The organism is Zavarzinia sp. (assembly GCF_049306435.1).
Taxonomy (GTDB): Bacteria; Pseudomonadota; Alphaproteobacteria; order Zavarziniales; family Zavarziniaceae; genus Zavarzinia.
This window is the reverse complement of sequence record NZ_JBAQRT010000351.1, coordinates 14,096-29,987: the sequence shown is the minus strand read 5'-3', so window position 1 is coordinate 29,987 and position 15,892 is coordinate 14,096. Positions and strand designations below refer to the sequence as shown.

Here is a 15,892-nt window from a genome sequence, read left to right as displayed (position 1 = left end):
GCCGATGGCAGCGGCTATTCCCTCAGCAGCCCGGCTCAGGGCGGCGACGTGACGACCCGCCCGTCCGCTCATAGCGCCCCAGAGCCGCGGGGAACCTCGAAGCCACGCCCCACGTCGAGCGCGCCGGGCGTCCTGCAGGCGCCCCCCGGGGTGAAGCCGGTCAAATAGCCGGTTTCACCCCCGCGCAAAAAAACGCACACACGGCTTGCACATCCCGCCGCCCTGTGGCAGTTTCCGCGCCCTGAACGCAGGCGCTGCCGTAGCTCAGTGGTAGAGCACTCCCTTGGTAAGGGAGAGGTCGACAGTTCAATCCTGTCCGGCAGCACCAGTTCAGCGCGCGTTCGCGATCATCGGCGAAGCGCCCCGTCGATACCGATCGACCTCCCCCACGACCGTCAGTTTCAATAGGCCGCCCCGGAAACCGGGAATGGCAGGTCTGCAGGTTTCACCCCCTGCACGCTACACCCCCTCGCTGGTCCGTGTGGGTATCGGGCAATTATCGCCTGACATGGGCATGGGATGGCGGCGCCACCCACGTCGACGTGGAGGATTACCACTGATGACTTCCGCACTTGCCCCGATGCATCCCGGCGAACTTCTCCGGGAGGAGATCATCCCGGCGACCGGGCTGACCAAGACCGATGTCGCCAACCGGCTGCATATCTCGCGCCAGAGCCTCTACGACATCCTGAGCGGCCGGCAACCGGTGACCGCCAATATCGCCCTGCGGCTTTCCCGCCTGTTCGGCACGTCGCCCGCCTTCTGGCTCAATCTTCAGGCCACCCATGACATCGCGGTCCTGGGCGACCAGATGAAGCAGGAACTGGAAACGATCGAGCCGATGGACGCCGCATGAGATAGGGCCGAAGCGGCGGCGCCGTTTCCCCTCATCGACTTTCGTCCGGTATCCCGGCGCCGCTTTGCGCTTGGCCTCACGACCCGACACGAGCACAATCGCGCCCAAGCTCACAAAAAAGGAGCGCTCGGGGGATGATCAGGACCATCGATCTATCGATGAAGAAGGTGCCGCGCCAGCGCCGCGCCGAAGTCACTGTCGAAGCCATGATCGACGCGGCATCCGAATTGCTGTCGACCCTGCCTTACGACAGCGTGACCACCAACAGGATCGCGGAACGCGCCGGGGTCGGCATCGGCTCGCTCTATCAGTATTTTCCGAACAAGGAAGCCATTGTCGCCCGTGTCGTCGCCTATTGGGTGCAGGACATGCTGGAAGAGGTCGGCAATGCCCTGGCCGCGTCCACCCAGCTGTCGCTGGCGGAAGCCGCTCTCGCCATTGTTTCCACGCTGTTCGAAGTGGTCGACCGTCACCGGGTGAAGGTGCGCCTGATCCTCGAGGTGATCCCCTTCGCGCTGCAGATCCCCGCCGTCGCCAACCTGCCCCGGACCCTCGTGATGATGTCGGCCCAGGCCCAGGCCTCGATTCGTGACCGGCTGAATTTCGCCCGCCCCGAAGTCGCGTCCTATGTCCTGATGGTGATGACCCGCGCCTCGATCATCGAGACGGTGCTGCATTGCCCGCCCCACCTCGCCCGCCCCGAGGTCGAGCGGACCATCGCCGATTTCATCGCCCGCATCATGGTGGGCAACACTTCGCCCCTCGTCGCCGCCTGACGGCGTCAGAACTGATAGGTCGCGGCGACCCCCAGGAAGTCCCGATCGATGAAGGGGTTGCGCGAACCATTGGTCCCGCCCCCGGCGCCGAAGGACTTGAAGTAACTCACGCTGACCGAGAAGCTCTGCGAGAAGTCGCCGCGCAGCCCAAGCAGGATCGCGGTCATGCTCTTGGTGAAGCCGGGCAATGGTGCCGGCGTATTGCCGAACAGCCCGTGGGAAAAAGCGATGGAGGGGATCAGCTTCACGCCGTCGATCAGGTTCGGGTAATCGAACAGGAACAGGCCCTGCACCCCGCCCGACCATCGGGTCGGCAGCTTGCCGGTATCCCAGAAGGGATCGCCCAGGGCCGTCACCGGCACCCGGGGCGAGACCTCGGCCACGCTGGTCAGGTTCAGGGCGCGACTGTAGAAGCCGGAAAAGCCGTTCTGGCCATAGGCGGCGTAAGGGTAACCATCCTTCAGATCGACATGAAGCGCGCCGAACTCGACAAGGGCGATGATCGAGGACGCGCCGGTGACCTCGGCCACCCAGTCGGTTCCACCGAAGATCTTGGTCAGGCGCAGCGCCGCCTGCCAGACATCATGGCGGCGGTCGGCGCGGATGATGCGGCCGGGGATATACTGGTCGTCGAACGTCTCGCCGGCCGGGCCATCGGCGATCGGCGCGATGCCGAAGTTCTTCACGTAAAGTGGATCGTTGGGCAATGTCGTGCCGCCGATCGTGGTCGGCCCGATGGGCAGCTGGGCATTATAGGCCCCCTGATCGATCGGAATGCCACCCGCCTGATTGATCGCCTGCCCGAAGAAGGCCGGGGCCGAGATCAGCACCGGGACATCGTGCTTGTAGGAAATCTCGCCATTGATGGCGATGCCCGACCAGTTTTCCGTCGTGTTGAAGGCAAGGCCCAGCATGGCGATATCGTCGGGGTAATACTGGTAGAAATTGCTGTTCTCGAGGTTTTCGAACACGGTCGAGCGCGGCAGCGTGCCCAGCGACGGCTCTATCGCCGCCGACAGGATCGGTGCCACGGCCGGACTGAGAATGTCCGAGGCGAGATTGCCGCCGGTCACGAAACCCGGCACCAGCTGGCCGATCACCGACGTCAGGGCCTGCTGCTGCTCGAGACCAAGGGCGGACAGGGCGCTGCCCAGTACGCCCGCCGGCGCCGTCGCCAGATCGACCTCGCCGGTGCCCGCCGCATAGTGCTCGGGCGCCTGGAAATAGACCGAGGGCAGGCGGCTGCGGTAGTTCACGTAGAACAGCTGGAATTCCGTATTGTTCAGCTCCGGCATGAAGTAACGCATGGCGACGCCCCAGTCATCGCCTGAAGGATCGTCGATCCGGTGCAGCGGCAGGCTGGTCGACAACGCCTGAGGGCCACTGCCGTAAGGCGCCGGCGGATTGTCATAGTCCGCCGGATCGTCGCGCCCCGCCGTGAAGGACCGCGTATCGCCATAGTCGGTGAAGACCGAGGTGCCGGAAGAGCCCTCGCAGAGATTGTCGTTGAAAGAGAGGAAGCTGCCGCAGACCGGCAGGCGCGCCGGCTCGAAATCGAACTGGTAGAACGCCTCGAAGGATGGGCCATCCGGCAGTTCATAGGCCAGCTTGATCATCGGCACCGGGATCAGCGCATCCTTCAACTCCGCCCCCGGGGTCAGGATTTTCGTCACGTCGATCGGGTTGATCACCGAAATGCCGTTCAGGGTGAACAACGCCTCGCCCCAGTTCAGGATCTGATTGCCCAGCTTGATCTGCAGATTGTTGCCGAAGACATCGAGATTGGTGCCGACGTAATATTCCCGCAAGGTCGCGTCCCAATCCGCCTTGTCCTTGGCGCGGGGCGAATATCGCCCGCGCCAGGGCCGCTCCGCCGGGCCGTTTTCCGCCAGCTGGTTGTTCATGGCGATACTGTCGATGAAGGCTTCGCCGCTGATCGTCGCGAACCAGTCGCGCCACTTCAGGCGCACTTCCGAACGCACGGTGGTCAGTTGCGAGACGATGTCGTATTTGTCGAAATTCAGGTTGCCGTCATCGGCGTCGGCCGGCGTGTAGCGCCCCCCGTTGTAATATCCGACGTTACGAGGATCGCGGTCGGCCATGCGCATCTGCGCCCCGACCGACAGCGTGGTGATGACCGTGCCCGTGATTTCGTCGCCCAGCTCGAAATCATAGGCGGCGGCGGATGTCGCCATGGCCAGGACCGCCAGGCCGGCGATTGTCCCCTTCATCATCGTGGCCCCCTACTGCGCGCCCATGCGGCGCACGGCATCGGGCGAGAACATGGAGGTATCGACATCCCTGGCGTCCAGATCGAAAATCTTTTCTTCGTTCTTCATGCCGAAGGTCAGATATTTGCCCGATTGCAGGTCATAGGAAATTTCGATCACCGACGAGCACAGGGGCACGTCATAGGCGTTGATCAGCGGACCCTCCTGCACCCGCCACAGGGTGCTTCGGGTGTCATAGGCGTCGATGGCGACGATATTCCAGCTGTCCTCGTCCAGATAGAATGTGCGCCGGCCATAGATATGGCGCGAACCCTCCTTCAGGGTCGCGTCGACGACGAAGGCACGGTGCAATTCGTAACGGTTCAGGTCCTGCCTTATGTGGTTGGGGGTCAGAATGTCCTTGTATTTGTACTTGGGCGACATCAGCTCATAGGCATTGTAACCCATGTAGATCTCGCGCTTGGGCAGCAGCTTGAAGTCGTAGCGATCGGTCGCGCCGTTGTACATGTCGAATGTATCGGCCGGGGCGAGGCCATCGGTCTGCGGCGCGGGATTGTCATAAGCGATGTCGGGCGCCCGCAGGAGGCGCCTCGTGCCCGGATTGTAGACCCAGGCCTGACGCGGCAATTCCTTGGCGTTGATCGTATCGAGCACGAGGACGATCGTGCCGGCCGAGCGCGGCGGATAGGTGATGAAATTGAGGTAGGAGATGCCGATGTTGTTCAGCTGCGTGATATCCGTGACGTCACCGATGCGATTCAGCCCCGGTCCGTTGTAATGGGCGATGCCGATGTCGCTGCCCCGCACGAGATCGTAGGAACCATCCCGCGCCACCAGCGCGGCGGCGAAGTAGCGCCGTCCCTTGAAGCCACGATAGCGCAGCCGGTGGTTCCAGATCGCCTCGACGCCGGTCTGCGGGATGGGAAACGGATTGCCCAGCAGGGCATCATGCAGGCCGTTGTTGTCCTCGGTCATCGTCGCGGTCAGGGCGTTCCGCTTGTTCGCCTCGTAGATCCGCTCGGGCAGGGCGCAGCTCCGCCGCGTCGGGTAGACGTTGATCGCATAGGTCGGATAGAGCTTCAGCAGCGCCATCTGGCCCGTCGTCAGGCGCCCCTTGTAACTGTCGGCGTTTTTTCCCGTGATGGAGAACAGCACCTTGTCGTCCGGGAAGGGCGTGACGTGGTGCCGCCCGGGCGTGTAACCCGGCGGCGGCGCCTTCACCCCGCCGTCCCAGGGCGGTATCGTGCCATCGGCATTGCCGGCCTTCTCGGCGCCCATGGCGGTCAGGTCCCGCCCCAGTCGCTCGGCATCGGCCGGCGAAACCTTGCCCCAGGCCCCGCCGGCAGCCGCGGCAGCCAGCACGCCGACGACCGCCGCAATCGCCAAATTCATCGCCACCTCCCCTGCATTTCCGGTCTTTTCGGACTTTGTTCAGCCCGTATCGCCGTTTCTCTCGTCATAAGGGTGAAGGGGTCGGGCATTGTTGTGAATTCGTGTTCCCGCCATCGGCACCACGAGCCCGCAAGCCAGCAAATCAGCCGTTTTCCACCCCTCGCGAAGGGTGAAAAGTGGAATTAGTTTCCGTTGCACTCGCAAATGCCGCCGGCCACGGGCGTGCGATCGGTGAAAAACCCCTCTGATCAGAGGGGTGCCGGTTTCGACGCCTCGGCGCAGCCTTCTCTCCATAAAAGACAGGCAGAATGGCTGGGGCACATGATCGGAACTTCCACGGACACATCCATCTTCGCGGCGAGCATCGGCCGCTGGCTTTACGGGCTGCGCGCGGTTCGCGGCCTGACGATAGACGATCTGGCGGCGCGCTCCGGCTTCTGCCCGGCGCGGGTCAGGGAAATCGAAAAAGGTCAGGCGCGGCCCGCCGGTATCGATGAACTCGGCGAATTGCTGAAGGCCATCGACCCGGCCCTGCTGCGCCGTCTGGTCGAATTCGCCAGCAACCTCGGCGCCGCTTCCAACAGTATCGACGATGCCTGCGACCTGTCGCATCTGGCCAGCCGGCTCGTCGCCGCCTTCGGCGGCGTCACCTCGACCGCGACCCGGGATGCGGTGGCCGATCTTGTGGAAACCATCGCCGGCCGCACCGTCCGCCACTACCATGCGTAATCATTCACGGGACGTTAAAATACCCCTCTGATCAGACAGGCGCGGTTAATAACCAATTAATTGTTCCATGGCTTGCCACAACTTGGAGGCAGGCAATGATCGACGTCATCGGTCCCTGGAACAGGGCAAACCACAAGCGCACGCTGGAGGAAATGTTCCGTCTGCGGCACCAGGTCTTCGTCGAGGAAATGGGCTGGCAGTTGCCCATGGCCCGCGACGGCTTGGAAATCGATCAGTTCGACACACCGCGCACGGTCTATCTCGTCTGTCGCGGGGACGATGGCGCCATCGCGGGCTCGATGCGGCTCATCCCCTCGGTGCTGCCGCATCTGCTGGGCGATGTCTTTCCCAAGCTCTGCGATGGTCCCGTGCCGCGCGGCCCGGCCATTTTCGAGAGCAGTCGCAGCTGCGTGTCGCGCCGCGCGCGGGAAAACGATCGTCGGGGCACGGTCTGGGGCGCGCTGTCCTGCGGCATGATCGAATATGCCATGCTGCGCGAGCTGGATTTCATCACCGCCGTCATGGACCGGCGCATGGTCGGCATGGCCCAGGCCGCCGACTGGCACCTGAACGTGCTCGGCCCCGAGATCGAGATGGGGGGAGTCGGGGTCGTCGGCGTCACCATGCCGATCGACACGGTCGCGCTGCAGACGGTACGCCGTCAGCGTGGCGTGCCCGACCCGGTGCTGCGCCTGCGTTTCACCGACGCCGCCATCGCGGCCTGAGGTCAGGGGTAAAGCAGGCCGAAGCGAATGGCCGCCACGATGGCCTGAATGCGTGTCGAGGCGCCGAACTTCCGTTTCGCGCCCTCGACATGCCAGTGCACGGTGGTTTCGCTGATGTTTAGGATCTGAGCGATCGCCCAGTCCGACTTGCCGGCGGCGACCCAGTGCAGGCAATCCCGTTCACGCTTGGTCAGGCTGGGCAGATCCTCCGCCCAGCCCCGGCGCACCAGGATCCGGGCACGGTCGTGGGCGACCGTGGCGAGAAAACGCAGGGCCATCAGGACACGGGGATCGTCGTCCACCTTGCGGCCGGCGAAGGTCACTTCGGCGCAATAGCCGGCCGGGCCGTGAATCGGAATGGTCAGGCCGTGGTTCAGGCCAAAGCTGGTGGCTTCGTTCATGATCCGGCGCTGCGCCGTCGTCGAATGAGCCGAAGCCTCGGCCCAGGTGAAGGGCAGGACATCCGAGGCGGCCCGGCGAAACACCGGATCGATCAGGGCGAATTCCTGCGTGACGTAATGCTCCACCCAGATTTCAGGCATTTTCACGATGGCCAGGGCATCGGGATGCAGCTTGTTGGTCTTCGGGATTTCCATGCAGGCGGAATGGCCATAGCCATGCCCATCCGCAACACCGGCGAGCACATCGAAGGCCCCGATCGCCGTTTCAGCCCGATCGATCCTGTCTGCCACATCCAGAAGATTGATCACGCGCCCGCCCCACCCGGCTCAATGCCCGCGACAATTGTCCACCGCTTCGCGCATTTCGCCAAGAGCCCGTGCATCATCCAGCAAACGATTGAGCGCCTCGACACCGTGATCGCGGCGGATGCGCTCGATAACGAAGATCAGCATGGCCTCGAGATCGCCGATCGGCATGGGCCGGCGGTTGCGCCCCCTCTCGGTCGACTGGCGCCACTCTTCCTCGAGCAGGTGTCGCAGCACGCCATCGCCCAGGGCCGTCGCGATGGAATGCACCACGGCACGCAGCTTGGCGGCGGCCATGGCATCGTCACCAGGGAACTCCACAGGGGATGAGCTTTGACCCATGTCAGCAACCTACCAAAAGTTGTTTTTAACGCTACACAACTACCCCTGCCAGATCAAGCCCCCCGGGACCAGTCCGCGGGCGGCAGTTCCGCATCATGCCAATAGCGCAGCGCCATGCTCCAGGCCCCCGCGGCCTCCTGCCCCGCGATGTCGAACAGCAGCCGGCGCAGGCCCGCCGCCACCTCCGCAAGACCGCAGAGGGACAGGCAACGCAGCATTCGCGTGAAGCGCAGATGATTGTGATCGATGGGGCCGAGCCAATGGCGATAAAGCCCCGGAAAGGCCGCCGATCGCGTGAAGCAGTCGCCCCGCCGCTCGATCCCGTAAAGCCGCGTCATCGTGTCGAGCGAGGTCAGCAAGGCGGCGCGCAGGTCGTCGCGGGCCGCGATTTCGCGGGCCTCGGCAAGGCTCAGCAGGGGGGCTTCGGCGTTGGCTCCGCTCGGCTCCGGCAGGGGAAACAGCCACTGGATGAAATCGTGGCGGCTTTCCAGCCAGCTATCCGGTTTCGCCCAGATGTCGCCGATCAGGCGCCCCGCGCCATCGGCGGCCGTGCCGGCGAGAAAGGATGTGAGATGTGTCACCATTCCGCTCCCTGACGCTTGCGCCGCCGTCATCCCCTCGCCACCCTGCTGTCGCAATATTACCCGGATTGCGCAATACAACACCCGGGACCACCAGTCTTCGGGGGGAAGAAATGGCAATGCGCTCGCTGAACACGCGCTCTCTACTGCTGGCCGCCACGGCCGGCCTCGGCTTCTGGACTTCCATGCCGGCCCTGGCCCAGGATCTCGAACTCGACCGCGTCATGCTCTCGACGGGCGGTGTCGGCTATTTCGAATATGAAGCCAAGGTGAGCGGCAACGCCACCCTGACGCTCGACGTGCCGCTCGACCAGGTCGACGACGTGCTGAAAAGCCTCGTCATCTTCGACGACAAGGGCGGCGTCGGCGGCGTCGAACTCGCCGGACAGGAGCCCGTCGCGCAGATGTTCCGCGACCTGCCCTTCGGCCCCGAGGCGCTGGAATCGCCGGTCGCCCTGCTGAACGCCCTGCAGGGCAGCGAAGTCGTGACCAGCGGCAGCCGGATGCTGCGCGGCCGCCTGCTGAAGGTCGAGGCCGAGACCCGCGCCCTGCCGGGCGACGGCGGCACGATCACCCGCAATCGCGTCACCCTGCTGACCGGCGAAGGCATCCAGCAACTGGTGCTGGAAGACGCGGAAGCGGTCAAATTCGCCGATCCCGCGCTGCAGGCCCAGGTCGACAAGGCGCTGGCCGCAATCGCCGAGGCCCATGCCCGCGACCGCCGCTCGCTGACCATCACCGCGACCGGCACCGGCAGCCGCACCTTACGCGTCGCCTATGTCACCGGGACGCCCTTGTGGAAGACATCCTACCGCCTGTCCCTGCCGGCCGACCCCACAGCGACCAAGGCCAATCTCCAGGGCTGGGCGGTGCTGGAAAACACCAGCGGCCAGGACTGGAAGAATGTCGAGCTGACCCTCGTCTCGGGTAGCCCGGTCACCTTCCGCCAGGCGCTCTATGCCTCCTATTACGTCGACCGGCCGGAAATCCCGGTCGAGGTCGTTGGCCGCATCCTGCCCAATGTCGATACCGGCGGCAGCGCCGTGGCCGAGGTCGCCGATGCCGCGCCCAAGGAATTCGAGCAGTTCGATCGATCCCGTGCCTTCGCCGCCGAATCGGTGGGCGCCGCGCCGCCCATGCCGGTCATGGCCCCGGCGCCCATGGCCGCGGGGGCCGGCATGGCGGAAGGCGCGACCGAAGTCGCGACGACCGAAGCCCTGACCCAGGTCGTGTTCAGGCTGGAAAAGCCGGTCTCCGTCGCCTCCGGCCGCTCTCTCTCGGTGCCGATCATCGACCGCGACGTGCCGGCCGCGCGCCTCGCCCTCTATCAGCCCGGGGTGCACGACCGCCATCCCCTCGCCGCCGTCCGCCTGACCAATGACGGCGAGACCGGCCTGCCGCCGGGCATCCTCACCCTCTACGAACAGGGGCCGACCGGCTTCGCCTATGTCGGCGACGCCCGCCTCGCGGTTCTGCCGGCGGGGGAGGAACGGATGGTTTCCTATGCCCTCGACCAGAAGCTGCGTATCGACCATGCCGAGATCAGCGACTCGACCCTGACCGCCGGCAGCATCGCCAGTGGCGTCTTCCGCTACGAGACGGTGGAGCGGCGGACCATGACCTACCGCATCGCCGCCCCGGCGCGGGAAGCCCGCGGCATGACCCTCGAATTGCCCAAACTCTCGGGCTATGCGGTGGTCGAACCGGCGACGGGTGTCGAGGAAACCGACCGCTACTGGCGCGTGCCGGCGAAACTCGATGCCGGCAAGACAGTCGAGGTGAAGGTGGTAGCGGAACGGAAAGGTGCCTCGGGCCTCGCCGTCGCCAATCTGAACGATGCCCAGCTCGCCTATTACGGCGCCAGCGGCGCGATCGACGACAAGACCAAGGCAGCCTTCGCCAAACTGGCGGAACTGCGCCGCGCCATCAGCGCCCGCGATACCGCGATCGAGGATGCGAACGAGAAACTGGCCCGTCTGTCCGAGGAACAGGAGCGCCTGCGCGAGAACCTCGCCAGCGTGCCCAAGGACACCGACCTCTATCGCCGCTACCTGAAGAAGCTCGACGAGCAGGAAACCGCGATCGAGAAGCTCCAGTCCAGCCTCGCCGAAGCGCAGGACGCCCGCCAGACCGCCCAGCGCAAGCTGGAAGACTTCATCGCCAGTCTCTGAGCGCTGGCGCGAATTGCCCCCACGGCCCCCCGGCCCGATCCGGCCGGGGGCTTCCGCTGTTGCGGGGGAGCATGGGGCCGTGGATCATGCTCCCATGTCGCCCTTCGGCCGTCTCGCCTTTCCCCTCGCCCTTGCCGCCGCCGGTATCGTCGGCGCCTGGGCGACCGCCGTCAGTTTCGACCGGGCGTCGGCGCTGTGGCAGGAGCCGGATTGGCCGGCCGCGACGGCCGAGATCATGGACATCACCGAAGATGCCGCCACCGGCTTCCGCCTGCATGTCCGCTTCATGCCCCGCGGCCAGGGTCTGGTGGAAGCCGTGACGCGCGATCCCATCGGCGAGGCGCAGGTCGCGATCCTGCGCGAGGCGGCGCGAAAGACATCTGGCGGCAAGGCCACCGCCCTCGTCTATTACCGGCCGGATCTGCCACAGGAAGTGCGCGTCGGCCGGCACGAACGGGGCGCGCGGGCGATGGCGGCCGGTTTCGGCGCCCTGGGGCTTCTGGTCGCGGCCCTGTCGCTGTTCGCCCTCGGCCGGGCCGGCGGGGTGGTGTTCAGCCCCGCAGGATCCCGACCATCAGGAAATATTGCCCAAGGTAGTAAGTCGCCCAGATGAGGTGATGCACCCCGGCGAAGGGCTGGCCGAAGCGCGAGACGGCGATCATCGCGTCCGAGCCCATGAACAGCAGTGCGCCAAGGGCGACGAAGACCGTGCTCGCCGGCAAGACCAGCGCCCCCGCCACCATGACGACGATCACCGACATATAGACCGCGACCGGCACCGTCATCTCGCCGAGGCCCTGCCGCAGGCTGGCGAACAGGCCAAGGGCGAGGGCGACGCAGACGACCAGCATGACGATGCGCGGGGCATCCGCCCGCAGGCCGAAATGGCCGATCACCCAGGCGAAAATGGCGATATAGGCGAGATGGGCCAGCAGGAAGGAGCCCAGCCCGAAGATGAACCAGCGCTTTTCGTCCCGCAGGGCCAGGAAGACATCGCCCATGGTCGACAGCGCCAGCGCGGCAACGAGAAGAACGCCCAGCAGCGGACCGCCGGGAATCGAGATCGCGACCAGAAGGGCCAGCGCACCGATCGGCACCGCCTTCAGCCAGGGCATCAGCGGATACCAGTCGCCCCCGGTCCGGCCGAGATAGAGCACCGCCGTCAGCAGCGAGAGCACGAACAACCCGTAACGCAGGGTATCGAGCCCGTCGCCCCGAGGGCCGAGCAGCGGAACGGAGAGCATTGGTGTCGCCTCGCCGAAAAAAGAACATGGGGAGGCGGAAAACCGCCTCCCCAAACAGGCTCAGAGGATCTCGAACAGGCCGGCCGCGCCCATGCCGCCGCCGATGCACATGGTGACGACGCCATACTTGGCACCGCGACGCTTGCCTTCGATCAGCAGGTGGCCGGTCATGCGGGCACCCGACATGCCGTAAGGGTGACCGATCGAGATCGCGCCACCCGAGACGTTCAGCTTTTCCATCGGAATGCCGAGACGGTCGCGGCAATAGACGACCTGCACGGCGAAGGCTTCGTTCAGCTCCCACAGGTCGATGTCGTCGACCTTCAGGCCATGACGGGCGAGCAGCTTCGGCACGGCGAAGACGGGGCCGATGCCCATCTCGTCCGGCTCGCAACCGGCGACGGCGAAGCCGCGGAACACGCCGAGCGGCTTCAGGCCCTTCTTCTCTGCGATCTTGGCTTCCATCAGCACGCAGGCCGAGGCGCCGTCCGACAGCTGCGAGGCATTGCCGGCGGTGACGACGCCGCCCTTGATCGCCTGCAGCTTCTGAAGACCCTCGAGGGTGGTCTCGGGCCGGTTGCCCTCGTCCTTCTTCAGTTCGGTCTCGACGTCGGAAACCTGGCCCGTCGCCTTGTCCATCACCTTCATGATCGACTTCAGCGGCACGATTTCATCGTCGAAGGCGCCAGCGGCCTGGGCGGCGGCGGTGCGCTGCTGGCTCGACAGCGAATATTCGTCCTGCACGTCGCGCGAGACATTATAGCGCTCGCCGACCAGATCGGCGGTATCGAGCATCGGCATCCACAGGGACGGCTTGTGCTCCATCAGCCAGTCTTCGGTGAAATAATTGACGTTCAGGTTGTTCTGGACGAGCGAGATGGACTCGAGCCCGCCGCCGACCATGACGTCGGCATTGCCGGCCATGATCTGCTGGGCGGCCAGGGCGATCGCATTGAGGCCCGACGAACAGAAACGGTTCACCGTCGCGCCCGCGACCGAAACCGGCAGGCCGGCGCGGATCGCCGCGTTGCGCGCGACATTGTGGCCCGTCGCGCCTTCCGGCAGGCCGACGCCCATATAGACATCGTCGATTTCCGCGCCCTCGATGCCGGCCCGGGCAACGGCGTGGCTGATCGCGTGGCCGCCCAGGGTGGCGCCATGGGTCGCGTTGAAAGCACCGCGGAACGCCTTGCCGATCGGCGTGCGGGCGGTCGAAACGATGACGGCTTCTCTCATGATACGAGCTCTCCTCAGTGACTTGGACCCTTGTGGGTCTCTGGATGCGCCGGGCCTTGATAGCGCGCTCCAAAATCCGCCGAAACAGATTTCTGTGGCCATGGCGGCATTTGTCGGCGGCGCTTCATGTGGCAATGCGAAATTGGCGGTTCACAAGGCCGGACGGCATCGCTAAGAAAAATGAACAAACAGTCATGTTAACAAGGATGCGGATCCATGGCCCTGCCCCAGCCTTCCTTCGATTTTCCCGGCTTCCTCGGCCTGATCGGGCCGGTCCGCACCGAGAAGACGGAAGGGGCCCCCTGGACCTTCTCCTTCACCGTGGGTGACCAGCACCTGAACCCGGGCGGCGTCTGCCACGGCGGCATGTTGATGAGCTTCGCCGATCATGTGCTCGGCACCGTGGTCTGGGAATCGATCGGCTACAGGCCGTGCTCGACCATCACCCTGAACTGCGATTTCGCGACGGCGGCCAAGCCCGGCGACCTCGTCGAGGGCGAGGCGCGCATTACCCGCGCCACCCGCTCGCTCATTTTCGTCAACGGCCTCCTGACCAGCCGCGGCGCCATCGTGATGCAGGCGACCGGCATCTGGAAGGTTCTCGGCGCATGAACGATCTCGACACCCCCGAGGGCTGGGCGCCCATCGTCACTCACGACCCTTTCGAGAAGGATGTCTTCGGCGATCGCGGTCCCGGCGCCGAGGGCGGCACGGTCACCTTCGCCTTCTACGACCGGATCGAGGAGGGCAAGCGCATCTTCGCCTTCCGGCCGGAAGCCCGCCATGCCAACGGCCTCGGCATCGTCCATGGCGGCGCGATCATGACCTTCTTCGATGCATCGCTCGGCTCCGCCGCCTGGGACGCGGTCGACCGCAGCCCGGCGGTCACCCTCACCCTCACCTCCGAATTCCTCTCCCCCGCCCGGCCCGGCGATCTCCTGATCTGCCGGCCGACGGTGACGCGGAAAGCCCGCTCCGTCCTCTTCGTCCGGGGCGAAATCATGATCGGCAACCGCCTGGTCGCGACCGCCAATTCGGTCTGGAAAGTGCTGGGCGCCTGAATCGAACAGTCGTCACCCCGGCGAAGGCCGGGGACTTCGGACGAGAAGAGGCGTGCCGCCTCAGTGCTCCCTGAGCAGCCGGCGCTTCATCCGGCGCATCCCCATCCACACCGCGCCCAGCACCAGCGGCAGGGCGAAGGCGACCACTTGCGTGGCATGGGGCAGGCCGGGCACCACCTCCTCCACCCCCTTCAGGAAATAGCTGATCAGCCCGACGACGTAATAGCTGATCACGACGACCGACAGGCCCTCGACCGTTTCCTGCAGGCGCAGTTGCAGGCCGGCGCGCTTTTCCATCGAGCGCAGCAATTCCTGGTTCTGGGCCTGCAGCGCGATCTCGACCCGGGCGCGCAGGATCTGGCTCGAGCGGGCGACGCGCTGGGACAGGCTTTCCTGCCGCGCGGCGGCGGATTCGCAGGTGCGCATGGCCGGGGTCAGGCGCCGGTTCATGAAATAGCCGACGGTCTCGAAACCGCCGATCGCCGTCTCGCGGCTCTCGGCGATGCGGTCTTCGACCAGGGCGTAATAGGCCCTCGCCGCGCCGAAGCGCCAGGCGCTTTCCGCCACCAGATTCTCGACCTCGGCCGCGATCGAGCCGAGTTCGGTCAGGAGGCCAGCATCATCCGCCCGCTCGCCCTCGGATTTCGAGGGAATGAAGGCCCCGGTCAATTCCGCCAGCCGCCGGTCGAGGGCGGTGGTGCGCTGGTTTACCCGCTGCGCCAGCGGCAGCGCGAGCAGCGCCAGCATCCGGTAGGTCTCGATATCGAGAAAACGCTGCACGACATTGCCGATGGTGCGCGGCACCAGATCGTCCCGCACGCCGAGGATCAGCTTCACCTCCCCCTCGGCGCCCAGGCGGAAGTCGGACCAGATTTCCGCCCGGCCCTCGCCGAGGGTGCTGGCGACCAGGGTCGCCGGGTCGAAATGGGCCATGGCCGCCGCTTCCGCCGCCACCATGCCCTGATGCACCTCGAAATCGACGACGGCGATATTGGTGCCCGGCGCTCCGGCGATCAGGTCGCGGATGCGGGGATCGGCCGCGCTCATGCCGACGCCGGGCACGACCACGGTCCAGGCGCAGCATTCGGTGTAGCGCTCCCACTTGATGGTGGCGCCTTCGATCGAGAAGCGGAATTGCCGTGCCCCGGCCTTCGGCGGCTGCAGGCCGAGGCTGTCGCACAGGCCGGCCAGATAGCCGAGGTCGGCGGCGGGATCGACGGCGCCATGGCGCGCGACATGGAGGATGCGCGAGGGCGCGGCCACGGCCATGGTCGGCCGCGCGTGCAACTCGTCCGCCAGGCGCTGCCGGGCGGGATGCATGACGCCGATACCGGCCGTGTCCTGCAATCCGTCGGGCATCAGGCGGCCTCGGCGGCCCCGGTGGCTTCGGCCGCGGTCACGTCGGCGCCGGCCGACAGGGTCCGGCTGACCGGACAGCGGTCGGCGATCGAGATCAACTGGGCGCGCTGCGCTTCGTCCAGCGCGCCGGTCAAGGTGATGCGCCGCTCGAAGCGGTCGCGGGTGCCCTTGCCGTCGGCACCGGCGACGACGACATGGCGAATGACCACCGAGACATGCTCGAGGGGGAGTTTCTTGCGCCCGGCATACATGCGCAGGGTCATGCAGGTGCAGGCACCAAGGCCAGCCATCACCAACTCGAACGGATCCGGCCCTGTGTCCTTGCCGCCGAGGGCTTCCGGCTCGTCGGCGCCAAAGACATGATGGCCGATGGTGACCACCTGGCCATAAGGGCCATTGCCGCTTTCACTGACCGAAACATCATGGCGATGGGCTTCGCTCATTCTCGCTCCCCTTCCCTGTTTTGACCGGGCCAGAAACCA

Annotated in this window: 17 protein-coding genes and 1 tRNA gene; 9 read left to right on the top strand and 9 right to left on the bottom strand. The window is 65.7% G+C overall.

Translation table 11 applies throughout. From position 1 onward, the window contains the following. Window positions 1-253 precede the first annotated feature (253 nt). The 3 genes from WAZ62_RS20475 to WAZ62_RS20465 all read left to right on the top strand — a co-directional run bounded on the left by WAZ62_RS20475 (window position 254) and on the right by WAZ62_RS20465 (window position 1,632). A tRNA-Thr gene (locus WAZ62_RS20475) sits at window positions 254-328 on the top strand. A 231-nt stretch (window positions 329-559) separates the two neighbouring features. Beyond that, window positions 560-856 (top strand): HigA family addiction module antitoxin, encoded by a 297-nt coding sequence (locus tag WAZ62_RS20470; RefSeq protein WP_422645391.1) that lies wholly within the window; start codon window positions 560-562, stop codon window positions 854-856. 134 nt (window positions 857-990) lie between these two features. Further along, complete coding sequence (locus WAZ62_RS20465) at window positions 991-1,632, top strand: TetR/AcrR family transcriptional regulator (RefSeq protein ID WP_422645390.1); 642 nt, start codon at window positions 991-993, stop codon at window positions 1,630-1,632. 5 nt (window positions 1,633-1,637) lie between these two features. Here WAZ62_RS20465 and WAZ62_RS20460 read toward each other — a convergent pair whose 3' ends face one another. Both WAZ62_RS20460 and WAZ62_RS20455 read right to left on the bottom strand, forming a co-directional pair. Continuing rightward, a complete protein-coding gene (locus tag WAZ62_RS20460; RefSeq protein WP_422645389.1) occupies window positions 1,638-3,866 on the bottom strand; it encodes a DUF1302 domain-containing protein in 2,229 nt (742 codons plus the stop codon). A 9-nt stretch (window positions 3,867-3,875) separates the two neighbouring features. Next, the gene (locus WAZ62_RS20455; protein ID WP_422645388.1) at window positions 3,876-5,255 is read right to left on the bottom strand and encodes a DUF1329 domain-containing protein; all 1,380 of its coding nucleotides are present in this window, start codon (window positions 5,253-5,255) and stop codon (window positions 3,876-3,878) included. 321 nt (window positions 5,256-5,576) lie between these two features. On the opposite strand from WAZ62_RS20455, the gene WAZ62_RS20450 reads away from it, so the two are divergent. Together WAZ62_RS20450 and WAZ62_RS20445 are read left to right on the top strand one after the other, a co-directional pair. Continuing rightward, window positions 5,577-5,984, top strand: coding sequence for a helix-turn-helix domain-containing protein (locus WAZ62_RS20450; protein ID WP_422645387.1), 408 nt, complete (start codon window positions 5,577-5,579; stop codon window positions 5,982-5,984). A 95-nt stretch (window positions 5,985-6,079) separates the two neighbouring features. Further along, complete coding sequence (locus tag WAZ62_RS20445) at window positions 6,080-6,709, top strand: acyl-homoserine-lactone synthase (protein WP_422645386.1); 630 nt, start codon at window positions 6,080-6,082, stop codon at window positions 6,707-6,709. A gap of 2 nt (window positions 6,710-6,711) precedes the next feature. On the opposite strand, the gene WAZ62_RS20440 is transcribed toward WAZ62_RS20445, so the two are convergent. The 3 genes from WAZ62_RS20440 to WAZ62_RS20430 all read right to left on the bottom strand — a co-directional run bounded on the left by WAZ62_RS20440 (window position 6,712) and on the right by WAZ62_RS20430 (window position 8,342). After that, window positions 6,712-7,419: an autoinducer binding domain-containing protein gene (locus WAZ62_RS20440; RefSeq protein ID WP_422645385.1), complete on the bottom strand. Its 708-nt coding sequence runs from the start codon at window positions 7,417-7,419 to the stop codon at window positions 6,712-6,714. A gap of 18 nt (window positions 7,420-7,437) precedes the next feature. After that, entirely contained in the window at window positions 7,438-7,713 is a 276-nt protein-coding gene (locus tag WAZ62_RS20435; protein WP_422645384.1) for a hypothetical protein, read from the bottom strand. A 98-nt stretch (window positions 7,714-7,811) separates the two neighbouring features. Beyond that, the gene (locus WAZ62_RS20430; protein WP_422645383.1) at window positions 7,812-8,342 is read right to left on the bottom strand and encodes an opioid growth factor receptor-related protein; all 531 of its coding nucleotides are present in this window, start codon (window positions 8,340-8,342) and stop codon (window positions 7,812-7,814) included. Between the two features lie 110 nt (window positions 8,343-8,452). On the opposite strand from WAZ62_RS20430, the gene WAZ62_RS20425 reads away from it, so the two are divergent. After that, window positions 8,453-10,510: a DUF4139 domain-containing protein gene (locus WAZ62_RS20425; protein ID WP_422645382.1), complete on the top strand. Its 2,058-nt coding sequence runs from the start codon at window positions 8,453-8,455 to the stop codon at window positions 10,508-10,510. Window positions 10,511-10,589: 79 nt separating this feature from the next. Beyond that, on the top strand, window positions 10,590-11,123 hold the full coding sequence (locus WAZ62_RS20420) for a hypothetical protein (protein ID WP_422645381.1): 534 nt from the start codon (window positions 10,590-10,592) through the stop codon (window positions 11,121-11,123). Here WAZ62_RS20420 and WAZ62_RS20415 read toward each other — a convergent pair. After that, window positions 11,062-11,754: a lysoplasmalogenase gene (locus WAZ62_RS20415; protein ID WP_422645380.1), complete on the bottom strand. Its 693-nt coding sequence runs from the start codon at window positions 11,752-11,754 to the stop codon at window positions 11,062-11,064. The two genes, WAZ62_RS20420 and WAZ62_RS20415, sit on opposite strands and share 62 nt — an antisense overlap. A gap of 60 nt (window positions 11,755-11,814) precedes the next feature. Then, the gene (locus WAZ62_RS20410) at window positions 11,815-12,990 is read right to left on the bottom strand and encodes an acetyl-CoA C-acyltransferase (protein WP_422645379.1); all 1,176 of its coding nucleotides are present in this window, start codon (window positions 12,988-12,990) and stop codon (window positions 11,815-11,817) included. Between the two features lie 216 nt (window positions 12,991-13,206). Between WAZ62_RS20410 and WAZ62_RS20405 the strand changes: the two genes are divergently transcribed. Continuing rightward, entirely contained in the window at window positions 13,207-13,602 is a 396-nt protein-coding gene (locus WAZ62_RS20405; protein WP_422645378.1) for a PaaI family thioesterase, read from the top strand. Continuing rightward, window positions 13,599-14,051, top strand: coding sequence for a PaaI family thioesterase (locus tag WAZ62_RS20400; RefSeq protein ID WP_422645377.1), 453 nt, complete (start codon window positions 13,599-13,601; stop codon window positions 14,049-14,051). The genes WAZ62_RS20405 and WAZ62_RS20400 overlap by 4 nt, the downstream gene beginning before the upstream one ends. Before the next feature lie 60 nt (window positions 14,052-14,111). Here the strand turns inward: WAZ62_RS20400 and WAZ62_RS20395 are convergent, their stop codons facing one another. Both WAZ62_RS20395 and WAZ62_RS20390 read right to left on the bottom strand, forming a co-directional pair. Further along, entirely contained in the window at window positions 14,112-15,410 is a 1,299-nt protein-coding gene (locus tag WAZ62_RS20395; protein ID WP_422645376.1) for a DUF3422 family protein, read from the bottom strand. Then, window positions 15,410-15,853: an OsmC family protein gene (locus tag WAZ62_RS20390; protein ID WP_422645375.1), complete on the bottom strand. Its 444-nt coding sequence runs from the start codon at window positions 15,851-15,853 to the stop codon at window positions 15,410-15,412. The genes WAZ62_RS20395 and WAZ62_RS20390 overlap by 1 nt, the downstream gene beginning before the upstream one ends. Window positions 15,854-15,892: the final 39 nt, after the last annotated feature.

Bases quoted from the DNA above. Each gene is read 5' to 3' on its own strand.
- WAZ62_RS20425 (WP_422645382.1), top strand. From the start codon at position 8,453: ATGGCAATGCGCTCGCTGAACACGCGCTCTCTACTGCTGGCCGCCACG.
- WAZ62_RS20460 (WP_422645389.1), bottom strand. From the start codon at position 3,866: ATGATGAAGGGGACAATCGCCGGCCTGGCGGTCCTGGCCATGGCGACA.
- WAZ62_RS20400 (WP_422645377.1), top strand. From the start codon at position 13,599: ATGAACGATCTCGACACCCCCGAGGGCTGGGCGCCCATCGTCACTCAC.
- WAZ62_RS20410 (WP_422645379.1), bottom strand. From the start codon at position 12,990: ATGAGAGAAGCCGTCATCGTTTCGACCGCCCGCACGCCGATCGGCAAG.
- WAZ62_RS20470 (WP_422645391.1), top strand. From the start codon at position 560: ATGACTTCCGCACTTGCCCCGATGCATCCCGGCGAACTTCTCCGGGAG.
- WAZ62_RS20445 (WP_422645386.1), top strand. From the start codon at position 6,080: ATGATCGACGTCATCGGTCCCTGGAACAGGGCAAACCACAAGCGCACG.
- WAZ62_RS20415 (WP_422645380.1), bottom strand. From the start codon at position 11,754: ATGCTCTCCGTTCCGCTGCTCGGCCCTCGGGGCGACGGGCTCGATACC.
- WAZ62_RS20430 (WP_422645383.1), bottom strand. From the start codon at position 8,342: ATGGTGACACATCTCACATCCTTTCTCGCCGGCACGGCCGCCGATGGC.
- WAZ62_RS20450 (WP_422645387.1), top strand. From the start codon at position 5,577: ATGATCGGAACTTCCACGGACACATCCATCTTCGCGGCGAGCATCGGC.
- WAZ62_RS20390 (WP_422645375.1), bottom strand. From the start codon at position 15,853: ATGAGCGAAGCCCATCGCCATGATGTTTCGGTCAGTGAAAGCGGCAAT.
- WAZ62_RS20465 (WP_422645390.1), top strand. From the start codon at position 991: ATGATCAGGACCATCGATCTATCGATGAAGAAGGTGCCGCGCCAGCGC.
- WAZ62_RS20405 (WP_422645378.1), top strand. From the start codon at position 13,207: ATGGCCCTGCCCCAGCCTTCCTTCGATTTTCCCGGCTTCCTCGGCCTG.
- WAZ62_RS20455 (WP_422645388.1), bottom strand. From the start codon at position 5,255: ATGAATTTGGCGATTGCGGCGGTCGTCGGCGTGCTGGCTGCCGCGGCT.
- WAZ62_RS20395 (WP_422645376.1), bottom strand. From the start codon at position 15,410: ATGCCCGACGGATTGCAGGACACGGCCGGTATCGGCGTCATGCATCCC.
- WAZ62_RS20435 (WP_422645384.1), bottom strand. From the start codon at position 7,713: ATGGCCGCCGCCAAGCTGCGTGCCGTGGTGCATTCCATCGCGACGGCC.